The sequence below is a fragment of the Lentzea tibetensis genome, from assembly GCF_007845675.1.
In the GTDB taxonomy this organism is placed as follows: domain Bacteria; phylum Actinomycetota; class Actinomycetes; order Mycobacteriales; family Pseudonocardiaceae; genus Lentzea; species Lentzea tibetensis.
Window position 1 is genome coordinate 463322 of record NZ_VOBR01000001.1, and the last position, 24852, is coordinate 488173.

General features: G+C 68.9%; 9 protein-coding genes. 4 read left to right on the forward strand and 5 right to left on the reverse strand.

Going from position 1 to position 24852, the window contains the following annotated elements:
• Positions 1-5: 5 nt before the first annotated feature.
• The 4 genes from FKR81_RS45560 to FKR81_RS02025 all read left to right on the forward strand — a co-directional run bounded on the left by FKR81_RS45560 (position 6) and on the right by FKR81_RS02025 (position 21372).
• Positions 6-18770 carry a non-ribosomal peptide synthase/polyketide synthase gene (locus FKR81_RS45560; protein ID WP_146349126.1) on the forward strand — a complete coding sequence of 6255 codons (18765 nt, stop codon included), beginning with the start codon at positions 6-8 and terminating at the stop codon, positions 18768-18770.
• A complete protein-coding gene (locus tag FKR81_RS02010) occupies positions 18767-20008 on the forward strand; it encodes an MFS transporter (protein WP_146349127.1) in 1242 nt (413 codons plus the stop codon). Before FKR81_RS45560 ends, FKR81_RS02010 begins: the two co-directional genes overlap by 4 nt.
• A complete protein-coding gene (locus FKR81_RS02015; protein ID WP_146349128.1) occupies positions 20001-20201 on the forward strand; it encodes an MbtH family protein in 201 nt (66 codons plus the stop codon). Before FKR81_RS02010 ends, FKR81_RS02015 begins: the two co-directional genes overlap by 8 nt.
• Positions 20202-20820: 619 nt before the next feature.
• Positions 20821-21372: a phosphatase PAP2 family protein gene (locus FKR81_RS02025; protein ID WP_186762697.1), complete on the forward strand. Its 552-nt coding sequence runs from the start codon at positions 20821-20823 to the stop codon at positions 21370-21372.
• Here FKR81_RS02025 and FKR81_RS02030 read toward each other — a convergent pair.
• From FKR81_RS02030 to FKR81_RS02045, 5 genes are all read right to left on the reverse strand, one after another.
• Complete coding sequence (locus tag FKR81_RS02030) at positions 21323-21508, reverse strand: YegP family protein (protein WP_146349130.1); 186 nt, start codon at positions 21506-21508, stop codon at positions 21323-21325. The two genes, FKR81_RS02025 and FKR81_RS02030, sit on opposite strands and share 50 nt — an antisense overlap.
• A gap of 131 nt (positions 21509-21639) precedes the next feature.
• Positions 21640-22179, reverse strand: coding sequence for a DUF3618 domain-containing protein (locus FKR81_RS02035; protein WP_146349131.1), 540 nt, complete (start codon positions 22177-22179; stop codon positions 21640-21642).
• Entirely contained in the window at positions 22176-22313 is a 138-nt protein-coding gene (locus FKR81_RS43210) for a hypothetical protein (RefSeq protein WP_186762698.1), read from the reverse strand. The genes FKR81_RS02035 and FKR81_RS43210 overlap by 4 nt, the downstream gene beginning before the upstream one ends.
• Before the next feature lie 89 nt (positions 22314-22402).
• Positions 22403-23407 carry a YihY/virulence factor BrkB family protein gene (locus FKR81_RS02040; RefSeq protein ID WP_235921205.1) on the reverse strand — a complete coding sequence of 335 codons (1005 nt, stop codon included), beginning with the start codon at positions 23405-23407 and terminating at the stop codon, positions 22403-22405.
• Between the two features lie 633 nt (positions 23408-24040).
• On the reverse strand, positions 24041-24847 hold the full coding sequence (locus tag FKR81_RS02045; protein WP_146349133.1) for a hypothetical protein: 807 nt from the start codon (positions 24845-24847) through the stop codon (positions 24041-24043).
• Positions 24848-24852: the final 5 nt, after the last annotated feature.

The following is a 24852-nucleotide window of genomic DNA, read 5'->3' on the forward strand; positions in this document are numbered from 1 at the left end:
CGACAATGCCGTCATCGAAGCAGAGCCGCATCTCCGCATTGCCCGAGGACTTGAGGGAGCAGCTGCGGCGCAGACTGGCCGGGCAGGCGACACAGTCCGACACGATCCCGCCCGCCGAACGGACGGGGCAGCTGCCGTTGTCGTTCTCGCAACAGCGCCTGTGGTTCCTCAACGAGTTCCAGCCCAGCGGGTCGGACTACAACAGCGCGCTGGCGCTGCGGCTGTCAGGACCGCTCGACGTCCCGGCGCTGACCGAAGCCGTGCAATCCCTCTGCGTGCGCCACGAATCGTTGCGCACGACGTTCGACGAGGTCGACGGCAAGCCGGTGCAGCTCGTCCACCCGGACGGCGTGGTGCCGGTGCCGGTGGTCGAGCTGACCGGTGACCTGGACGAGGTGCTGCGGGAGGAGTACGCGCGACCGTTCGACCTGCGGCGTGGCCCGTTGTTCCGGGCCCTGCTCGTGCGGCTCACTCCCGACGAGCACGTCCTCCTGCTGACCGCCCACCACATCGTCACGGACGGCTGGTCGATGGGTGTGCTCGTGGACGAGTTGGCCGCGGTCTACAACGGTTCCGCACTCGCACCGCTCAACCTGCAGTACCCCGATTTCGCGACGTGGCAACGCGAACGCGGGTCCGACGCGGCGCTGGAGCACTGGGTCCGGCAGCTCTCCGGGATCGCGCCGCTGGAGATTCCGACCGACCGGCCCCGCCCGGCGGTGCGCACGACGCGTGGCGCGACCCACGAGTTCACGGTGCCCGTGGAGATCTCGTCCCGCCTGAGCGGGCTGGCGCGATCAGCCGACACGACGTTGTTCGCCGGTCTGGTGGCCGTGTGCCAGGTGCTGCTCGCCCGGTACGCCGGGCAGGACGACGTCGCGATCGGCACCGTCACCTCGGGCCGCAACCGGCCCGAGGTGACCAGGATGGTCGGCTTCTTCGTCAACACAGTGGTCCTGCGCTCCCAGGTGGACGACCGGCTGACGTTCCGCGAGTTCCTGGACCGCGTGAACGACACCGTGCTGGACGCCTTCGCACGCGACGAGACGCCGCTGGACCGGCTGGTCGACGCGGTACAACGCGACCGCGACCCGAGCCGCAACCCCCTGTTCGACGTCATGGTGTTGCTGCACAACGCTTCCCCCGAGCCGCCGCGGTTCACCGGGCTCTGCACCGAACCGGTGAGCCTGACCAGCGAGTCCGCGACGTTCGACCTGTCGTGGGAGTTCCAGGAGCAGGACGGGCGCCTGTCGGGTGCGCTGGAGTACAACACCGACCTGTTCGACGCGAGCACGGCCGAACGGATGGCCTGCCATCTCGTCGCGCTGCTCGCCGCCGTCACCGATCAGCCCGACCACGCGCTGGGCGACGTCGTCCTCCCCACAGATGTCGTTGCGGCACGGGGTGTGCGGCTCGACGTGCCCGCCATGACGTATCCACAGCTGTTCGAGGACCAGGCCGCACGCACGCCCGACGACACTGCGTTGGTGTTCCGCGACGTCGAGCTGACCTACGCGGAGCTCAACTCACGGGCCAACCGGCTCGCCCACCACCTCATCACCCACGGCGTCGGTCCGGAGAAGCTCGTCGCTCTCGTGCTGCCGCGCACGCACGAGATGGTCATCGCGTTCCTCGCCGTGCTCAAGGCCGGCGGCGTCTACCTGCCCGTCGACCCCACCCTGCCAGCCGACCGGATCCGGTTCTTGCTGGAGGACGCCGACCCGGTCGTCGTGCTGGACAACATCCAGCACGACGACCAGCCGGACACCAACCCCGAGGTGGAGTTGCGGCCGGACAACTCGGCCTACGCCATCTACACCTCAGGCTCCACCGGAACACCGAAGGGCGTGCTGGTCCAGCACCGCAATCTGGTCAACCTGCTCGTCAACCACCGCAACGACTTCCTCGCTGATCGCGGCCGACTGCGGGTCGCCACCACGGCTGTGTTCTCGTTCGACACCTCACTCGAAGGCCCGTTGCTGATGGCAGACGGCCACGAACTGCATGTCATCGACGACGACACCCGCCGCGACGCCGACGCATTGGTCCACTACATCGGCACGCACCGGATCGACTTCCTCAACCTCACCCCGTCCTGGCTGCAACAACTCATCCCGGCCGGACTGCTCGACCACCGGCCCCAGATCATCCTGCTCGGCGGCGAAGCACTCCCCAAGAACCTATGGCAGGAACTCGCCGCCTCAGACACAGCGAGCTACAACTTCTACGGCCCCACAGAATGCACCATCGACGCACTCTCATGCCGCGTCACCGGTACCAAGACGACCATCGGCACGCCGCTCGCCAACCTGGACGCCTACATCCTCGACGACGGCCTCAACCCGGTCCCCGTCGGCGTGCCCGGCCAGCTCCACCTCGCCGGAGACCAACTCGCCCGCGGCTACCTCAACCGACCCGGCCTCACCGCCGACCGATTCACCGCCAACCCCTACGGCCCACCCGGCAGCCGCATGTACGCCACCGGCGACCACGCTCGCTGGCTCCCCGACGGCAGCGTCGACTACCTCGGCCGCATCGACGAACAAGTCAAGATCCGCGGATTCCGCATCGAACCCGGCGAAATCGAAACCACACTCCGCCAGCACCAGCACATCACCGACGCCATCGTCATCGCCCGCGACAACCGACTCATCGCCTACACCGTCCACACCGCACCGGTCGACTGCCGCACGTGGCTCAAACCCCTGCTGCCGGACTACATGATCCCCTCGGCGTTCGTCGCACTGGACGCGATGCCGCTCACCCCCAACGGCAAGATCGACCGGCGAGCACTGCCCGAACCCGAGTTGCATCGGCACTCCTACACCGCGCCACGCAACGAGGTAGAAGAGACGCTCGCCCAGATCTGGGGCGACGTCCTCGGCGTCGAACGGGTCGGGATCGAGGACAACTTCTTCGCACTGGGCGGCGACTCGATCCTCAGCATCCAGGTCGTGTCGCGGGCGCGCCAGGCCAGCCTTCACCTGACCTCCAAGGACATCTTTCTCCATCAGACGATCGCCGATCTGCCCACCGGCGTCGCCGCGTCGGTCGAACACCGCGCGATCAGCGGACCGGCACCGCTCACCCCGATCCAGCGCTGGTTCTTCGAGGACTCCGGCATCCCGGGGAACTTCACCATGTCCGTGTGCGTGGACCTGCCGGAGAACGTGGACGAGGACAGACTGCGCCGTGCCGTGCACGCGGTCGTCGCGCACCACGAGGCGCTGCGGACGAGGTTCCGCGACGGCGCGCAGGACGTCGTTCCGGCCGAGGACGCCGACGTCTTCCGCGCGACCACGATCGACATCGCCAACGGGCCACTGCTGCGCGCCGCACTGCACGACAACCGGCTGACCCTCGTGGCGCACCACCTGGTGATCGACAGCGTGTCGTGGCGCATCCTCATCGAGGACGTCGAGGCCGCGTACACCGGACGAGCGCTGCCGCCCACGAGCACCTCGTTCCGGCAGTGGGCACACCTGTTGGCAGAGCACGACTTCTCCGCCGATCTGCCCTACTGGCAGTCCGTCGACGCACCGGGCGACCTGCCCGTAGACCGGACGGGACCGAACACCGCGGGCTCAACGCGCACACTCTCCGCGAAGCTGGGCGCCGAGGACACGGATGCGTTGCTGCACCGCGTTCCGGACGTCTACCGCACCCAGATCAACGACGTGCTGCTCAGCGCACTCGGCCGGACGTTGCGCGACTGGACCGGACGGGAGCGGGTCCTGATCGGCGTGGAAGGTCACGGCCGTGAGGAGATCATCGACGGCGTCGACCTCACCCGCACCGTCGGCTGGTTCACCAGCGAGTACCCGCTCGCCCTCACCGTTCCCGGCGACTGGGCCACCACCATCAAGTCCGTCAAGGAACAGCTCCGCGCGGTCCCGCATCGCGGTCTGAGCTACGGCGCACTCCGTTACCTGGCAGGAGAACTGCGCGGCACACCGCAGCCACGGCTCAGTTTCAACTACCACGGTCAATGGGACAGCGGCGCACAGCGCGAAGACACGGGCCAGGACGTCGCGCCGGAATCGCCGCGCACGTACCTGATCGACGTCACCGGCCTCGTCGCGGACGGCGAACTGGAGCTCACCTGGCACTACAGCGACAACGTCCACGACGAGCAGACCGTCCGGCGGCTCGCCGAGCGGATGACGGTGGCGTTGCGCGAAATCGTCGAGCACTGCGCCGCACCGGACTCGGGTGGCCGCACACCGTCCGACTTCCCACTCGCCCGCCTCACCCAAGAGCAGGTCGACCGCATCGCCACCCCGACCGTCGAGGACATCTACCCACTCACCCCGCTCCAGGCCGGAATGCTGTTCCACAGCCTCGTGGACAGCGATGCCTACCTCAATCGTGCGTGTCTGCGGCTGTCCGGCGTGACCGACCCGCACGCGCTGGGAGCCGCGTTGCAGCGCGTCGTCGACCGCACGCCGGCGTTGCGCAGCGTGCCGGTGTGGGATGGGGTCGACCGGCCGTTGCAGGTGGTGCACTCCCACGCCACCGTGCCGGTGCGGTACGTCGACGGCGACGTCCCGGAGGACGATGACGACATCGATCTGTCCAGTGCGCCGCTCATGCGCGCCACGATCGTCCGGGTGTCCGCCGACGAGGTCGTGCTGGTGTGGACGACGCACCACATCCTGTTCGACGGCTGGAGTCTCGGGCAGGTCTTCGAGGAGATTTGCGAGCAGTACGCCGCGATCGTGCGGCAGCGCCCGCCGCGGCTGGCGGCTCGCCGTCCGTTCCGCGAGTACCTGCGCTGGCTGGACGGTCAGGACCACGCACGGGCCGAGGCGTACTGGCACGGCGTGCTGGACGACGTCGCGGAGCCCACTCCCCTGCCCTACGACCGCCCACCGGCCGAGGCGCACCGCACGGAGTCGTCCGAGTCGGTGAAGATCTCCGTCGACGCCACGGCGTTGAACGCGATGGTCAAGCAGCACGGCCTGACCGTGAACACCGTCGTGCAGGGAGCGTGGGCACTACTGCTATCGCGGTACAGCAGCGAGCGCGACGTCGTCTTCGGCACCACGGTGTCCGGCCGTCCCGCCGACCTGCCCGGCGTCGAGTCGATGGTCGGCATGTTCATCAACACCGTGCCCACCCGCACGCGGATCTCCGGCACGGTCCTGGAGTGGCTGCGAGAGCTCCAGGTGCGGCAGACCGAGGCGCGGCAGTTCGACTTCGTCTCGCTGGCACAGCTGCAGAACGGCCGAAAGCTGTTCGACAGCGCTGTCGTGTTCGAGAACTACCCGTTCGACGAGGCGGCGACCACCGAGGCCGGCGTCCGGGTGACCGAGGTGCAGGCGCTGGAGACGACGAACTTCGCGCTCGGCGTGCGTGCCCACCTCGCCGACCGGCTCCACATCGAGGTCGCGTACGACCCGCGGCTGTTCGACGCCCGCACGGCCGAGCAGCTCACGCGACACCTGGAAGTGCTGCTGACCGGCATCGTCACCACGCCGGACCGCCCGCTCGACGAGCTGCCGCTGTTGTCCGGCGCCGAGCGGCACCGACTGCTGGTGGAGTGGAACGGCTCCGGGTCCGCGCACGTGGAGGCGACCATCCCGGAGCTCTTCGCGGCGCAGGCCGCCCGGACGCCCGATGCCGTCGCGGTGACGTGCGAGGGCCGCAGCCTCACCTACGGCGAACTGGACGCTCGGGCGAACCGCCTGGCGCACCGGCTGATCGAGCTCGGCGCCGGGCCCGAACGGTTCGTCGCGCTGATGCTGCCCCGATCGCCGGACATGGTCGTGGCGATCCTCGGTGTGCTGAAGTCCGGGGCGGCGTACCTGCCGATCGACCCGGACCACCCCGCCGATCGGATCGCCGCGATGCTGGCCGACACCGCACCGGTCGTAGTGCTGTCCGATGTGGACGGACCCGGTGTGGACCGGCAGCCGGCCACGGCGCCGGACGTCTCCGCGGTACCAGCGAACCCCGCATACGTCATCTACACCTCGGGCTCCACCGGCCGTCCCAAGGGCGTCGTGATCCCGCACGAGAACGTCGTCCGCCTGTTCACGTCGACTCGGCAGTGGTTCGGTTTCGACGAGCACGACGTGTGGACGCTGTTCCACTCGTACGCCTTCGACTTCTCCGTCTGGGAGATCTGGGGACCGCTGCTGCACGGCGGCCGCCTGGTGGTCGTGCCGCACGAGGTGTCCCGCTCGCCACGTGACTTCGTGCGACTGCTCGCCGAGGAACGTGTGACCGTGCTGAACCAGACTCCGTCGGCGTTCTACCAACTGCAGCGCGAAGACACCAGTGAACTCGACCTCCGCCATGTGATCTTCGGCGGCGAAGCGCTCGACCTGTGGCGGCTCTCCGACTGGTACGCGGTCCACGCGGACAACCGTCCGGTGCTGGTCAACATGTACGGGATCACCGAGACGACCGTGCACGTCTCCCACCTCGCGCTCGACGCCCGGTCCGCCGCGCAGGCCACCGGCAGCACGATCGGTGTCGCGATTCCCGACCTGCGCACCTACGTCCTGGACGGCGACCTGAGGCTCGTGCCACCCGGTGTCACCGGCGAGCTGCACGTGGCGGGCGCCGGACTCGCTCGCGGGTACCTCCACCGGCCGGGTCTGACCGCGGACCGGTTCGTCGCGAATCCGTTCGGAGCTCCGGGTGAGCGGATGTACCGGACGGGCGACCTCGTGCGGTGGCGCGAGGGACGGCTCGAGTACCTCGGCCGGACCGACCAGCAGGTGAAGATCCGCGGGTTCCGCGTCGAGCTCGGCGAGATCGAGGCCGTGCTCGCGGCGCATCCGCGGGTCGCGCACGTCGCCGTCATCGCACGGGAGGACCAGCCGGGAGCCAAGCGGCTCGTCGCGTACGTCGTCGGCGATGATCCCGATCCCGCGGAGCTGCGGGCGTTCGCGGCCACATCTCTACCGGACCACATGGTGCCGTCGGCGTTCGTGGTGCTGGATGAGCTCCCGTTGACCCGCAACGGAAAGCTCGACCGCACGGCGTTGCCCGCACCGGAGTTCACCGGCGGCCGGGTCGCGCCCCGGACCGAGGCCGAACGCCAGGTGGCCCAGGTGTGGTCGGAGGTCCTGGACGTGGACGGGGTCGGCGCGGAGGACAACTTCTTCTCCCTGGGCGGTGACTCGATCGTCAGCATCCGGGTGGCGTCTCGGTTGAACGTGTCGCCCCGTCTGGTGTTCTCCTTCCCGACGGTCGCCGCGCTCGCCGCCGCGATCACCGCGAACGGTGCCGCGCCGGTCTCCGCGATCCGTTCCGCGCCGCGCGGCCGTGCGCTGCCGCTGTCGTTCGCCCAGCAGAGGTTGTGGTTCCTGCACGACTTCGAGCCGGACAGCACCGAGTACACGACGCGCTTCGCCGTGCGGTTGCGCGGCGAGCTGGACGTCGACGGGCTGAACCGGGCGCTGACTGAGTTGGTTGCTCGGCACGAGTCGCTGCGCACGACGTTCGACTCCGTGGACGGCCAAGGGGTTCAGGTCGTGCACCCGCCACAAGAGGTGCGCGTGCCGGTCGTTCCCGATGACGACGGTGTGCGGCCGTTCGACCTGAGCGCCGGACCGTTGTTCCGGCCGCGATTGGTGCGACTCGCCGCGGACGACCACGTGTTCACCGCGGACATGCACCACATCATCACCGACGGCTGGTCGCTGGGCGTGCTGGTCGAGGAGCTGTCCGCGCTCTACAACGGATGCGACCTGCCTCCGGTCGAGCTGCAGTACGCGGACTACGCGGTGTGGCAACGGGAAGAGCTCGAGCTGGCCGACCAGCTCGGCTACTGGACGCGGCAGCTCGCGAGCCTGCCGACGTTGGAGCTGCCCACCGACCGGTCGCGACCGGCGGTCCGCACGGCGGCGGGCGCGGCGCACGAGTTCGAGGTGTCCGCCGAGGTCACCGCGGCGCTCAAACGCCTCCGTGCCGACACCACGCTGTTCACCACGCTCGTGGCCGCGTGCCAGCTGTTGTTCGCGAGGTACACGGGCCAGGACGACATCGCCGTCGGCACCGTCGTGTCCGGCCGCGAGCACCCGCAGCTGGAGCGGGTGGTCGGGTTCTTCGTGAACACCCTGGTGCTGCGCGCGCACATCGACGGACGGCGCGGCTTCACCGACTTCCTGGGCGACGTCCGCGGCACGGTGCTGGACGCGTTCGCACACCAGGACGTGCCGTTCGAACGGATCGTCGACGAGGTGCAGCCGGAGCGCGACACCAGCCGCAACCCGTTGTTCGACGTCATGGTGATGTTGCAGAACAACCAGATCCGGCTGCCCTCGCTGCGCGGCCTGGACGTCACCGAGCAGCCGCTGCCGACGGACACGGCGACCTGCGACATCACCGTGGAGTTCCAGGAGCACGCGGGCGGGCTGCGCGGAGCGCTGGAGTACAACACCGACCTGTTCGACGCCACGACGATGCGGCGCATGGCGACACATCTGGTCGCGTTGCTCGGTCAGATCGCGGCGCAGCCCGGCCGAGCGCTCGCCGACTTCACGCTGCCCGCCGAACTCGTTGCGGCACAAGGCGTCCAGCTCGACGTGCCGACGCTGACCTACCCCCGGTGGTTCGAGCGGCAGGCCGCCCGCACACCGGACGAGACCGCGCTGGTGTTCCGCGACACACGGCTCACGTTCGCGGAGCTCAACCGCCGCGCCAACCGTCTCGCGCACCACCTCGTCGAACGCGGTGCCGGCCCGGAGAAGATCGTCGCTCTCGTCCTGCCGCGGACGCACGAGATGATCATCGCGTTCCTCGCGGTGCTCAAAGCGGGTGCGGTGTACCTGCCGATCGATCCCGGCCTGCCGCCGGACCGCGTCCAGCTCCTGCTCGACGACGCCGACCCCGCCGTGGTGCTCACGAACATCGACCACGACGAACAGCCGGACACCAACCCCGCCACCGAGGTGCGGCCGGACAACGCCGCGTACGCGATCTACACCTCCGGCTCCACCGGCCATCCCAAGGGCGTGCTGATCGACCACCGCGGCCTGGTCAACCTGTTGCACAACCACCGCAACGGCTACCTCCACGGCCGCGGCAGGCTGCGCATGGCGCTCACCGCCGTGTTCTCCTTCGACACCTCGCTCGAGGGACTGCTGGCGATGGCCGACGGGCACGAGCTGCACCTGATCGACGAGGACACCCGGCTCGACGCCGACGCCCTCGTCGGCTACATCGGGACGCACGGCATCGACGTGCTCGACCTGACGCCCTCGTGGCTGCAGCAGCTGATCCCGGCCGGGCTGCTCACCCAGCAGCCGCGGGTGCTGCTGCTCGGGGGCGAAGCGCTGCCGGAGAACCTGTGGCGCGAGGTGGCCGCGAACCCGGCCGTCGACAGCTACAACCTGTACGGCCCCACCGAGTGCACCGTCGACGCCCTGTCCTGCCGCGTCACCGGGTCCCGGCCGGTCATCGGCACGCCGCTGGCCAACCTCCAGGCCTGCATCCTCGACGACAGCCTCAACCCGGTGCCGGTCGGCGTGCCCGGCCAGCTCCACCTGGCCGGAGACCAGCTCGCCCGCGGCTACCTCAACCGGCCGGGCCTGACCGCGGACCGGTTCATCGCCAACCCCTACGGCCTGCCTGGCAGCCGCATGTACGCCACCGGCGACCGCGCCCGCTGGCTCCCCGACGGCAGCGTCGACTACCTGGGGCGTGCCGACGAACAGGTCAAGATCCGCGGGTTCCGCATCGAACCCTGCGAGATCGAGACCGCACTCCGCCGGCACGAGGACATCACCGACGCCGTCGTGGTCGCGCGCACTGACAACGGGCACAAGCGACTCGTCGCCTACACCGTGCAGACCGGATCCCTCGACCACCGGGCGTGGCTCAAGAACACCCTGCCCGACTACATGATCCCCTCGGCGTTCGTCGTGATCGACGCCCTGCCGCTCACGCCGAGCGGCAAGATCGACCGCCGGGCGTTGCCGCAACCCGAGGTGCACCAGGAGAGCACCCACACCGCGCCGCGCACCGAGGCCGAGCGCGTGCTCGCCCAGATCTGGAGCGACGTCCTCGGCGTCGAGCAGGTCGGCGTCGACGACAACTTCTTCGCACTCGGCGGCGATTCGATCCTGAGCATCCAGGTGGTGTCCCGCGCCCGTCAGGCCGGCTTGAAGCTGACCTCCAAGGACATCTTCCTGCACCAGACCATCGCCGAGCTCGAGATCACCGAGGCGGCGCCGGTCGAGCACCGGGCCGTCACCGGACCGGCGCCGCTCACCCCGATCCAGCGCTGGTTCTTCGAGGACTCCGGCATCACCGGGAACTTCACCATGTCCGTCTGCGCGCAACTGCCACCGAACGTGGACGCGGACGCGCTGCGCAACGCCGTGCAGCGCGTCGTGGCGCACCACGAGGCGCTGCGGACGCGGTTCCGCGACGGGCAGCAGGACGTCGTCCCGGTCGAGACCGCGGAGATCTTCCGCGTGACCGACGAGTCCGATGTGGACCCGCGCGCGGCGATCGACATCGCGAACGGCCCCGTGCTGCAGGCCGTGTTGTTCCGGCGCCGCGGGCAGTTGTTCCTGACGGCGCACCACCTGGTGATCGACGGCGTGTCGTGGCGCATTCTGCTCGACGACCTGGAGGCCGCCTACCACGGTCGTTCGCTGACGCCGACGACCACCGCGTTCCGGGACTGGGCGCACCAGCTGGCGCAGCACGACTTCTCGGCCGATCTGCCGTACTGGCAGGCCGTCGGCGCACCCGCCGACCTGCCCGTCGATCGCATGGGCGCGAACACCGCCGACTCGACCCGGACGATCTCGGTCGAGCTCTGCGCCTCCGACACCGACGCACTGCTGCACCGGGTCCCGGACGTCTACCGCACGCAGATCAACGACGTGCTGCTCAGCGCACTCGGAGGCACGCTGAGCCGGTGGACCGGCGACAGCCGTGTCCTCATCGGCGTGGAGGGCCACGGCCGCGAGGAGATCATCGACGGCGTCGACCTCACCCGCACCGTCGGCTGGTTCACCAGCGAGTACCCGCTCGCGCTCACCATCTCCGGTGACAACTGGGGCAGCGCGCTCAAGTCGGTCAAGGAACAGCTCCGCGCGGTTCCCCACCGCGGCATGAGCTTCGGCGCACTCCGTTACCTGGCAGGAGAACTGCGTGACGCGCCCATGCCGCAGATCAGCTTCAACTACCACGGCCAGTGGGAGGGTGGGCAGGACGACGGCTTCTACCGCGGGTGGCACGACCCTGCCGGCGAGGACGTCGACGCGCTGAGCACCCGCACGTGCCTGATCGACGTCATCGGTGTCGTCAACGACGGCCGGCTCGAGCTGGGCTGGACGTACTCGGCGAACGTCCACGACGAGAGCACGGTGCGGGATCTCGCCGAACAGACGATGCGGTGCCTGCGGGAGATCGTCCACCACTGCGCCCAGCCGGACGCGGGCGGCCGCACGCCGTCCGACTTCCCACTGGCTCGCCTCACCCAGGAGCAGGTCGACCGCATCACCGACCGCACGGTCGAGGACGTCTACCCGCTCACCCCGCTGCAGGCCGGAATGCTGTTCCACAGCCTCGTGGACCGCGACGCGTACTTCAACCAGCTCCGGCTGCGTCTGTCCGGAGTGGCCGATCCCGAAGCGTTCGGTCGGGCGTGGCAACGAGTGGTGGACCGCACCCCGGTGTTGCGCACGAGCCTGGTGTGGGACGGAGTCGACGAGCCGCTGCAACTCGTCCACCAGCACGTCACGCTGCCAGTGCACCACCACGACCGGCCCGACGACGTCGACCGGATCGTCGCCGAGGATCGTGCGGCGGGCATCGATCTCACCTCGGCCCCCCTGATGCGCGTGACGATCATCCAACTGGGTGGCGACGAGGTGCTGCTGATCTGGACGTCGCACCACGTGGTGCTGGACGGCTGGAGCACCGGCCAGGTGTTCGCCGACGTGTGCGAGCTGTACGCGGCCGAGGTACGCGGCAGGCGGCCCGCGCTGACCAACGGCAGGCCGTTCCGCGAGTACCTGGCCTGGCTGCACCGCCAGGATCAGCGGCAGGCCGAGGAGTACTGGCGTGGCGTGCTCGCCGGGTTCGAGGCCCCCACTCCCCTGCCGCTCGACCACCGGCAGGTGCAGGCCCACCAGACCGAGTCGGCTGAGTCGGTGCGGATCGAGCTCACCGCCGGGGAGTCGACTCGCCTGAACCTGATGGCTGGGCAGAACGGTCTCACCGTGAACACGATCATCCAGGGCGCCTGGGGGCTGCTGCTCGCCCGGCACGCGGGCGAGCAGGACGTGGTCTTCGGCACCACCGTCTCCGGTCGCCCGGACGACCTGCCCGGTGTCGACTCGATGGTCGGCATGTTCATCAACACCGTGCCGACACGTGTCCGGGCGAAGGACGGCGAGCCGCTGCTGCCGTGGCTGCAAGAGCTCCAGTTGCAGCAGACGGAGTCACGGCGCTTCGACTTCGTGTCGTTGCCACAGCTGCGGAACTGGAGCGACCTGCCCGCCGGAACCCCGTTGTTCGACACCGCTGTGGTGTTCGAGAACTACCCGCTCGACGAAGCCGCCGAGGACAGCGACCTGCGGGTGACCGCGGTGGACGCGGTGGACACCACCAACTTCCCGCTGGCGCTGAGCGCCTACCTCGACGAACGGTTGCGCTTCGAGCTCGCCTTCGATCCCGCGTTGTTCGACCCGAGCACCGCACGCCGTCTCGCGGATCGACTGCGCCTGCTGCTGGTCGGCATGGCGGACGACCCTCGTGGCACGCTCGGTGAGCTGCCCCGGATGTCCGAGCGCGAGCGACGCCAGGTGCTGGAGGACTGGAACCGGACCGAGCTCGACGTGCCGGACGTGACGTTCCCGCAGGTGTTCGAGGAACAGGTGGCGCGCACGCCGGAGGCGACCGCACTGGTGTTCCGCGACACCTCGTTCAGCTACGCCGAGCTCAACGCAGCGGCGAACCGCCTGGCGCACCTGCTGATCCGCAAGGGCGTGGGACCGGAACGGCTCGTGGCGCTGGAGCTGCCGCGGTCGGCCGAGCTGGTGATCGCGATGCTCGCCGTGTTCAAGGCGGGCGGTGTCTACCTGCCGGTGGATCCCACCCTGCCGCAGGACCGCATCGAGTACTTGATCAGCGACGCACGCCCTGCGGTCGTGGTCACGCACGACCTGCTCACCGACGCCGCGGATGAGCCGGACACCGATCCGGTCACCGCGGTGTGCCCCGGCAACTCCGCCTACGTCATCTACACATCCGGATCCACCGGGAAACCCAAGGGCGTGCTGGTGGAGCACCGCAACCTGGTGAACCTGCTCTTCCACCACCGCAACGACCTGCTCAAACCGTGCCGCCGCCTGCGGGTCGCGCTGTCCGCGGCGTTCTCGTTCGACACGTCGCTGGAAGGCCCGGTGCTGATGGCCGCGGGCAACGAGCTGCACCTGATCGACGACAAGGTGCGGCTGGACCCGGCGGCGCTCGTCGGGTACGTCGCACGCCACGGCATCGACTTCCTCGACCTGACGCCGTCCTGGGCCCAGCAGCTCGTGCCCGCCGGCCTGCTCGACCACGCCCCGCTGCTCATGCTCGGCGGCGAGGCGTTGAGCGAGACGCTGTGGCGAGAGCTCGCTGCCGCACCCGCCACCACGAGCTACAACTTCTACGGCCCCACCGAATGCACGATCGACGCCTTGTCGTGCCGAGTCGACGACAGCGCCACACCGGTGATCGGCAGGCCGCTGCACAACCTGCGGGCCTACGTCCTCGATGACGGGCTGCGCCCGGTGGCGGTCGGTGTCCCCGGCGAGCTGCACCTCGCGGGCGCCCAGGTCGCCCGCGGCTACCTGGGCCGTGCCGGCCTGACGGCGGAACGGTTCATCGCCAACCCCTTCGGCCCACCGGGAACCCGGATGTACGCGACCGGTGACCAGGTCCGCTGGAACACCGACGGCATGATCGAGTACCTGGGACGCACCGACGAGCAGGTGAAGATCCGCGGTCACCGCATCGAGCCCGGTGAGATCGAGGCGGCGCTGCTCGTGCATGTCAACGAGGCCGCCGTGGTGGCACGGGACGACCAACTCGGCATCACGCGGTTGATCGCCTACCTCGTGGGTGACGAACTCGACCCGGCTCAGCTGCGCGCCGCGCTGAGCAAGTCGCTGCCCGAGTACATGGTGCCGTCGGCGTTCATGGTGCTCGACCGGCTTCCGTTGACCACCAACGGAAAGCTGGACCGGCGCGCGTTGCCCGCGCCGCAGTTCACCGGCGGTCACGTCGCGCCGCGCACCGAGACCGAGCGCGTCGTGGCGCGGGTCTGGGCCGGGGCGCTGGGCGTCGAACGCGTTGGCATCGAGGACAACTTCTTCGAGCTGGGCGGTGACTCGATCCTGAGCATCCGCGTGGTGTCCGGGTTGCGAGCGGCACTCGGGGTCGAGCTGTCCCCGCGCGAGCTGTTCACCCACCCGACCGTCGCGCGGATGGCAGCCGCGCTCCCGTCCGGGCCGACCGAGCTGGACACCATTCCAGCCGTGCCTCGCGACCGCGCGCTGCCGCTGTCCCACGCACAGCAACGGCTGTGGTTCCTCAACGAGTTCGAGCCCGGTAGCACCGAGTACCTGGCGCCGTCCGCGGTCCGGCTGCGCGGACCGCTGGACATCGATGCGTTGAGCGACGCACTCACCGCGCTGGTGGCGCGGCACGAGTCGCTGCGCACGACGTTCGACTCCGTCGACGGGCTCGGCGTGCAGGTCGTGCACCCGCCGTACGACGTCCGTCTTCCGGTGATCGACGGAGACCTCGGCCGCGTGCTCGCGGAGGAGACCACCCGCCCGTTCGACCTGCGCCGTGGTCCGCTGCTGCGCGCGTGTCTCGTCCGGCTCGACGCCGAGGACCACGTGCTGATCCTCGTGCTGCACCACATCGTCACCGACGGCTGGTCGACCGGTGTGCTCACGAGCGAACTCGGCGCGCTGTACGAGGGAGCCGAGCTGCCGCCGCTGGCGGTGCAGTACGCCGACTACGCGGTCTGGCAGCGGGAGCACCTCGAGCTGGCCGATCAACTCGGCTACTGGACGCGGCAGCTGGCAGGCACGCCCCCGCTGGAGCTGCCCGCGGACCGGCCGCGGCCCGCGGTGCGCACCTCCGCCGGCGCCGTGCACGAGTTCGCCGTCCCGGCGGATGTCACCACCGCGCTCAAGGAGCTGGGACAGCGGCACGACAGCACGCTGTTCATGACGCTGCTGGCCGCGTGTCAACTGCTGTTCGCGCGGTACGCGGGCCAGGACGACGTCGCCGTCGGCACGGTCACCTCCGGCCGCGAGCGAGCCGAGCTGGCCGGGCTGATCGGGTTCTTCGTGAACACGCTGGTGCTGCGCAGCACCGTGGACCACACGTTGACCGGCGAGGACTTCCTCGGTCGCGTCCGGGCGACCGCTCTGGAGGCCTTCGCGCGCCAGGACGTGCCGTTCGAGCGCGTCGTGGACGAACTGCGCCTGGACCGCGACACGAGCCGCAACCCCCTGTTCGACGTGATGGTGCTGCTGCAGAACGTGCCCACCGACGCGGCGACGCTCGGCGTGCTGGAGATCGAGGACGTCGAACTGCCGGTGTCGACGGCGACCTGCGACATCACGGTCGAGTTCCAGGAGCACGAGGGCGTGCTGGCCGGAGCGTTCGAGTACAGCACCGACCTGTTCGACGCCGTCACGATCGAGAGAATGGCCGAACACCTGGTCACGTTGCTCGGATCGCTGGCCGCGCATCCCGATCGGACACTGGCCGAGCTGTCACTGCCGACTGATCTCGTCGCAGCACACGGCGTCGCACTGAACGTTCCCGCGACGACATATCCGCAGTTGTTCGAGGAGCAGGCCGCGCGCACACCGGACGAGATCGCATTGGTGTTCCGCGACACGCGGTTCACCTACGCCGAGCTCAACACCCGCGCCAACCGGCTCGCCCACCACCTCATCACCCACGGCGTCGGTCCGGAGAAGCTCGTCGCCCTCGTACTGCCGCGCACGCACGAGATGGTCATCGCGTTCCTCGCCGTGCTCAAGGCCGGCGGCATCTACCTGCCCGTCGACCCCACCCTGCCAGCCGACCGGATCCGATTCCTGCTGAAGGACGCCGACCCGGTCGTCGTCCTGCACAACATCCAGCACGACGACCAGCCGGACACCAACCCCGAGGTGGAGTTGCGGCCGGACAACACCGCCTACGCCATCTACACCTCAGGCTCCACCGGCACCCCCAAGGGCGTGCTGGTCCAGCACCGCAATCTGGTCAACCTGCTTGCCAACCACCGCAACGACTTCCTCGCTGATCGCGGCCGACTGCGGGTCGCCACCACCGCCGTGTTCTCCTTCGACACCTCACTCGAAGGCCCACTGCTCATGGCAGACGGCCACGAACTACACATCATCGACGACGACACCCGCCGCGACGCCGACGCATTGGTCCACTACATCGGCACGCACCGGATCGACTTCCTCAACCTCACCCCGTCCTGGCTGCAACAACTCATCCCGGCCGGACTGCTCGACCACCGGCCCCAGATCATCCTGCTCGGCGGCGAAGCACTCCCCAAGAACCTATGGCAGGAACTCGCCGCCTCAGACACAGCGAGCTACAACTTCTACGGCCCCACAGAATGCACCATCGACGCACTCTCATGCCGCGTCACCGGTACCAAGACGACCATCGGCACGCCGCTCGCCAACCTGGACGCCTACATCCTCGACGACGGCCTCAACCCGGTCCCCGTCGGCGTGCCCGGCCAGCTCCACCTCGCCGGAGACCAACTCGCCCGCGGCTACCTCAACCGACCCGGCCTCACCGCCGACCGATTCACCGCCAACCCCTACGGCCCACCCGGCAGCCGCATGTACGCCACCGGCGACCACGCCCGCTGGACACGGGACGGCAGCGTCGACTACCTCGGCCGCATCGACGAACAAGTCAAGATCCGCGGATTCCGCATCGAACCCGGCGAAATCGAAACCGCGTTGCGCCAACACCAGCACATCACCGACGCCATCGTCATCGCCCGCGACAACCGACTCATCGCCTACACCGTGCAGACCGATTCCGTCGAGCACCGGGCTTGGCTCAAGAACACCTTGCCCGACTACATGATTCCTTCGGCGTTCGTCGCACTGGACGCGATGCCGCTCACCCCCAACGGCAAGATCGACCGGCGAGCACTGCCCGAACCCGAGTTGCATCGGCACTCCTACACCGCGCCACGCAACGAAATAGAGGAGCAGCTCACCCAGGTCTGGAGCGACGTCCTCGGCGTCGAACGAGTCGGCATCGACGACAACTTCTTCGAACTCGGCGGGGACTCCATCCTCAGCATCCAGGTCACCGCCCGCGCCCGCCGAGCCGGTCTGCGGGTGAGCACCAAGGACCTCTTCGTCCACCAGACGATCGCCGCTCTGGCACCGGTCGTCACCCTCGACGACACGTCCGGCGCCGATCTCGGGCCGGTGGCCGGCGACGCTCCGCTGACGCCGATCCAGCGCTGGTTCTTCGACACGCATCACGTCAGCCCGCATCACTTCAACCAGTCCATGCTGGTCGAACTGACCGGCGACCTGGACGTCGAAGCACTGCGCACCTCATTGGACGCGCTTCTGGCTCACCACGACGCCTTGCGCATGCGGTTCCAGCGATGCGACGAGGGATGGCGTCAACACAACGCCCCGATCGAACAGCACGACGTGCTCGAGCGGCGCGATCTGTCCGATGTGGACGCAGCAGATCGCTGGGCCGCGATGGAGAAGATCGCCGACGACGTCCACGCGAGCTTCGACCTGACGACGGGGCCGTTGCTGAAGGCAGTGCTGTTCACAGGTGGAACACAGCACCTGTTCCTGACCGCACACCACCTCGTGGTGGACGGCGTGTCGTGGCGGATTCTGCTCGAGGACCTCGAGACCGCGCACGGTCAGGCGGTCCGCGGCGTGCCGATCGATCTCGGGCCGAAGACGACGTCGTTCCGGGACTGGGCCACGAAGCTCACCGAGCACGTCGCGCGCGGTGCACTCGATCACGAGCTGGACCACTGGTCGCAGGCCTTGCGCGGCTGCACTCTGCCCGTGGACCACCCGCGGCCACAACCGGGCACGCCGGGCGAGTCGGTTCCCGTGCAACTGTCCGCAGACGACACCGAGGCCCTGCTGCGGCACGCCCCTGCCGCCTACCGCACGAGGATCAACGACGTCCTGCTCACCGCGCTCGCGTGGAGCCTGTCGCGCTGGACCGGGCACCGCACGGTGTCCGTGGACCTCGAGGGCCACGGACGCGAGGACGTGCTCGACGGCGTCGACGTGTCCCGGACGGTCGGGTGGTTCACCACGGTGTTCCCGGTGGCCGTCGACGTTCCCGACCAGGCAGGCTGGCGTGATCTCGTGAAGTCGGTGCGCAGGCAGCTGCGGACCGTGCCGGGCAATGGATTCGGCTTCGGTGCACTCCGTCACCTCGGCCGGAAGCTCCCGGCCGGCCAGGAACCGCAGGTCGCCTTCAACTACCTCGGCCAGTGGGACGAAGGTGCCGAGGACGGTCTCCTCGGCACCGTGCACGGCTCGATCGGGCAGGACGCCGACCCGGCGAACCGCGGATCGCACCTGCTGGAGATCGTCGGCAGCGTCGAGTCAGGACAGCTCGGCTTCTCCTGGTACTTCCAGCCCGACGTGCACGATCGGTCCACCGTGGAGCGTGTCGCGCGCGACTTCGCCGACGCGCTGTGCGCCATCGCGCAGGACTGCCGTGCCAGGCGGAGGGAGGGATCCGGATGACCCGGCCGTTGTTCCGCAACCGGGACTACCAGCTGCTGTGGACCGGCCAGGCACTCTCCGAGGTCGGCATCAGCGCCACCACCATCGCCCTGCCGCTGCTGGTGCTCGCCTTCACCGGGTCACCCGGCCTGTCGGGTCTGGTACTGGGTGTGGACGCGGCCGCACAGCTCGTCGCCGGCCTGCCCGCGGGCGCACTGGTCGACCGGTGGGACCGCCGGAAGATGATGCTGTGCTGCGAGGCCGTGCAGGCGGTCGCGATCGGCAGCGTCGTGCTCGCCCTGTGGTGGGACGCACCCAGCATCCCACACCTGATGGCCGTGGCCGTCGCCACCGGTGTCTGCACGGCGCTGTTCGAACCGGCTGAAGAGGCGAGCCTGCCCCGCCTGGTGACCGACCAGCAGTTGCCGACAGCACTCGCGCTGAACTCCGCGCGCAGCTCCATCGCCCAGCTCTCCGGCACGGCGCTCGGTGGTTTGCTGTTCGCACTGCGGAACTGGTTCCCGTTCGGGCTTCAGGCGTTGACCCACGTGGCCTCGTTCGGGCTGTTGCTGTTCATCCGGATACCGGGGCGCCGCGAACAACCCGCGTCGCGATCGAGCTTGCGCACCGACATCGCGGAAGGACTGCGCTGGATGTGGCGCCACCGTCTCGTGCGGGTCGTCGCGTTCTGCGCGGTAGGCCTGAACCTGTTCTTCCAGGCGTTCTACATCGTGATCATCGCCCTGGCGCAGCAACGCGGCGTGCCATCGGGCGAAATAGGGATCATGGCCGCGATGTTCGGAGCGGGCGGCATCCTGGGCGCCTTGGCCGCTCCGCGGCTGCACCGCGTGCTCGGGCCGTACCGGTCGATCATCGGGGTGTTCTGGACACTCGCCCTGCTCAGCCCGCTCGCGGTCTTCACGCACAACGGTTACCTCCTGGGCGCCGTCTTCGCAGCCATGGCCTTCCTCGCGCCGACGGCCAACATCACGATCAACACGTACCAGCTGCTGCTGGCCCCCGATGAGCTGCGCGGCCGGGTGAGCAGCGTGATGAACGTGGTTCTCGGTGTCGCCGCAGTGGCGGGTCCCGCACTCGGCGGCCTGCTCATGGAACTGCTGCCTGGCGGCCGGACGATCCTGCTGATCAGCGCCTGCATCGGAGTGCTGACGGTGCTGGCGACCGTCAGCCCGAGCCTGCGGAGCTTTCCGCATCACGAAGAGATCGACGAACCAGAGAGGATGCACGCAGATGACTGAGGACACCCAGTACCAGGTGCTGCTCAACGACGAGGAGCAGTATTCCCTGTGGCCTGCGGACCGCGAGGTACCGGCAGGCTGGCGGACGGACGGATTCACGGGCACCAAGGAGGAATGCTCGGCGCACGTCGACGAGGTGTGGACCGACATGCGCCCGCGCAGCCTTCGCGAAGCGATGGCCGAGCAGTCCTGACACCACACGTTCACCAGCCATAGCGATGACGCCGGCGGCACTGCGGGACGGAACATGCCTCCCGCAGTGCCGATGTACGCGAGATGCTCAGCCCCACGCTCGCCGACGACGAGTACGCCGTCACGTGCCACCCGACGACGGGCGGGTGATCTGCGTGGACGAGTTCGGGCCGCTGAACCTGATGCCCCGCAAGGGAAGGCCTGGCGACCCGCTGACCAGGCCGCACCGATTACGTGCCACTCGTGCGCAAGTTGTGCCGCCACCGGTGCGCGTGTACACCGGTCAGCCCAGCGGAGAGTCCGCGGCGCTTGATCATTATTTTGATGCCGTTGGGCCTCAGTGGCCGGCCGCCGCGGTCGGCGAGCCACAGATCGGGCAGCTCGGCGCCCTTGTGCTTTGCGCGGGCACGGAGGTAGCCCAACTCTGCCGTAGGACGGTCGGATTGGGGCTTCGACTTGCCAGCCGATCGGTACCGGCCACCGCCAGGAACGGGAGAATGTGCGCTCGTGGCACTCACCATCGACCTGGCCACACGGATATGAGCGACGACGACGCCGACGTGGCGGGTTGTGCTGGGTGTGGAGGTGCTGTGGCGGGTGGTGCGGAGCAGGTCAATCGGGTGGAGAGTGCGGTGGTGCGGGAGAGCGGCGCGCCTTCGGGACGTGCTCCCTGCTGGTGGGTGATCGCGACGAGTACGGCCGCTCGGGGCAGTGTGCTGTGGCTGGTGATCGCGGCGGGGTTGGCCGTGCGGGCCGGGGTCAGCCGGCGTGCGGCGGTGCGGGGTGTGACCGCGGTGGCGGTGGCGTCGGTGGCCAGTCATCTGCTGGGCTGGTTGCTGCCGTATAGGCCGCGGCCTCGTGCGGGGCATCTGCCGGCCCGCCAGGCGTTGCCCGAGCGGCCGGACTCGTCGTCGTTTCCGTCGGCGCATGCCACGTCGGCCGCCGCGTTCACCACGGCACTGGGGTTGGAGAAGCCGGTGCTGGGAGTCGTGGTGGCACCGGTGGCCGTGGTGGTGGCGTACTCGCGGGTGCGTACCAGGGTGCACTGGCCCACCGATGTGCTCGCTGGAGTCGTGCTGGGCGGCATCGTCGCCACGCTGACGAGACGGCTGCCGCTGGTGTTCAGCTCTGGGTCTGGTCGACGATCTCGGCTGCGGCGGCGTTGGTTTTGATCGAGTCGATGCCCTTGAGCGCACTGGACTTGGATTCGTAGGCTTCGCCGACAGCGATGACCTCGCCGTTGCCGGCCTTGAGCCGGAACCGGAACTTGCCGTGTCCGTCGGTGTAGATCTCGAACTTCGCTGCCATGTTGGTTCCTCTCACCGAGTAGGGCGGTGCCGCACGACTGGACCGTGCGGTCATTGCTGCGGGGGTGCGGTGCTGGCGGTGTGCTCGCGGTTTGGCCGGTGCGGCCTTCCTGGGTCTGGCTGGGCGTGCTCTCAGGTGCGGCGCAGCAGCCGGCGCAGCACCAGTGCCATCACGACCACCGCCAGTGCGACCGGTACCGGTCGCTGCCGTGCCGTGGTGGCCACCCGATCGACGCGCTCGCGCACCGCAGGCGGAAGCTGGTCCAGGGCCTGATTGGTCAGAGTCTTAGCTCGACCCGCGACGTACTCGGCCTTGGTTGCCACCGCGTGAGCTCCGTCGTGGACCTGGTGGGTGACTCGCTGGGCCGTGGCCTGCGCCTGCTGCTTCACCGCGTCGGCCTTGGCGTGCGCCGTGTCGGCCGCATCCTGCGCCTTGTCGCTTCCCCGCGCCGGCACATCCACCTTGTCCGCCAAGGCTTCCACCGTCTCACCGAGCTCCTCACGGGTCTGCTCGATGTCGCGCTGGATCTCCGCCGGCTCGGCCGACTCCGTCGGCGTCGTGGTCGGCTTCGCGGCGGACGCCGCGGTGGGCCTCGTGGTTTTGCCGGTGGTCCTCGGCGTGGTCGCGCCCGGTACGGCGGTGCCGGTCGGTTTGCGGGGTGTGCTGGTCATCGGTGCAGTCCTTCCTTGACGGCTTCGAGGTCCTTCACGCTGGTGATGGCGTCCTCCGGAACACGCGGAACAGCGGCCCGGACCTGCTTGTTCGCCACGAGCGCCAGCACACCGGCGACCAGCAGCACCGCCACACCGGTCCCGCGCCGGGCTCGCTCGTCATGACAGGTGTCCCTTCACTTCACTCGGTGCTCGACTAACGCCTACCCCGGTCGGTCGATGGTCAACCGTCGGTAGCGGGTGGCGGGTCCTCGTCCATGGCGCGGGTGTCACGCGCAGGCAGGAACGGCTCCTGCTCAGGCGGCTGACCGGACTCGATCTGCTGACCGCGGGCGAGCTCGGCGTCGAATTCGGCGCCGAGCAGCACGGCGATGTTGGAGATCCACAGCCACACCAGGAAGACGATCACGCCGGCCAGTGAGCCGTAGGTCTTGTTGTAGGAGCCGAAGTTGGCCACGTAGATCGCGAACCCCACCGAGGCCAGCGCCCACACCAGCACCGCCAGCGCGCCTCCTGGGCTCAACCACCGGAAGCCGGGATGCTTGACGTTCGGCGCGGCCCAGTACAACAGGGCGAACGCCAGCGCCACCAACGCCGCGATCACCGGCCACTTGGCGATGTCCCACACCAGCACCCCGGTCGAACCGATGCCGAGCAGTTGCCCGATCCGTTCCGCGAGTGTCCCGGTGGCGACAACACCTAGCGCGCACACCGCCAGCAGCACCACCACCGCCACAGTGAGCAGCAGCCGCAGCGGCCAGGTCTTCCACACCGGCCTGCCCTCAGGCATCTCGTAGATCGAGTTCGACGCCCGCATGAACGCCGCCACATAGCCCGACGCCGACCACAGCGCGCCAACAAGCCCCAGGATCGCCAGCGGCCCGGCCGCCCCGCTGGACTGCTGCAGCTCGCGGATCGCGTTGATCAGAACGTTCTTGCCCTCGCCGGGCACGACCGTGTTGATGTTGTCGATCACCGTCTGCGTCGCCGACGGTCCCAGTAGGCCCAGCACAGCGGTCAGCACCACCAGACCGGGGAAGATCGACAGAACGCCGTAGTAGGTCAAGGCCGCGGCCCAGTCGGTCAGGTTGTCCCGCTGGAACTCCTTCACGGTGCGCCTGAGCACCTGCCACCACGAATGCTTGGACAACTCCGTCGGCTTGTCCGGCCGATCATTGGTTTCCGCAACGCGCGCGTCGCGCGTGTCTCGCTGATCGTGCTTCGCCACCGTGCACACCTCCGTGATCGAGTCACGACAGGCGTACCCGCTCGACCGCCCGCTCTCCCCTCCAGACGGACTTGCGGACGACGGCATCGAAGTCCCGGCGGTGATCGGCGCACCGTGAACAGAGGTCGGCGCCTCGCCGATAGTGCCCCCGTACGCGCCCCGAGCGCGCCGCACCACCGGCAAGGCGCCGACAGGTCCTGTGCTCCCACAGCCCTGCACCCTGCATTCGACGAGGTACCCCTGGAGCCCACCGTCTACACCTCCCGCCGTCCACATTGATCACGGGGCGATCGACGGCGCTCGCGTGACACCACGCGCGACACGGGTACCTGACCTACAGGCGGGCACCGGCGGCGAAAAACCTCGATACCCACCGGCAGCACTCGAGCGTCCCGCCGGTGCCCTGCCACCAGCACCACTGTCTGGTGGATGGTGGCATCGTCGGCACCGGGCCAACGGGCTCGGCCGCACCGACGCACACGTGCTGAACGCCGCCACCGGCTACTCGACGTGGTACGCGCACGTGGCGGACTGTTCGAGAAGATCGTCAGCGGCAACCCGCCCCGCTGCGTCCGTCAACGCTGGCCTCGCCACTAGCGAACCGTTGGCGTGACGTCATCAAGGTTCGTAGGGTCAGGCGTTCGTGAAGCTGATTGGACGGAGTGAGGCTCCCTGGGCCTTGTGGTCCGACAGCGCACGCGCGACGCGCTGTTCGGCGACGACCGGGCGAAAGGCAGAAGCGCCACTGCCGAAGTACTGGATGGTCCGCACCAGAGGCGCGCCGGGATCACCCACAGGCGCCGGGAAGAACCCTCGGGTCACCGGTAGGTATTTCACCCGGCCGCAGGAGGGGCAACGTGTTGCTGCGAGCCCACTCGAGTCGATCTGGACCTCGTCTACGACGACAAGCTGCACAACCGTGGCCAGCTCCACGTCGTTCTTGCCCAGCACGGGTTGGCGCGGGACACCGAGCGGGCGGAACACCGCCTCCCACAGCGCGGGTGTCACGAAGAACTCGTCGAAGATCCAGTTGAGCTGCAGCAGGGACTTCTTACCCCACTTCGGCTCTCCCTTCATCCGGAATGGAGCCTTCTGCCTCGCGCCGATCCCGCACTCCTCGCAGTAGTCGGAGAGGTCGTAGGTGGCGCTCAGGTAGTCGTCCTCGGGCTGCGGGTATCCGTGATGCCACGACGGCTCGAGTTGGACGTGGCCGGCCTGCTCGATCTCCTTCTTCGTGAACTTGGTGCTGACGACGTCCAGCGCACCGGACCGATCGATCAGCTCAGCGATCTCCGGCCAGTGAGGTGCCGTCTCCTCCACGGTGAAGGTGATCATGCGGCTGGCGGGCTCGTTCTCCGGGCCGGCGGGAACGCCGAGTTCGGCCAGCTCCGCACGAATCTCCGGCGTCGAGTTGAGCGACACCCGATGCTCGATCTTCATGAGTG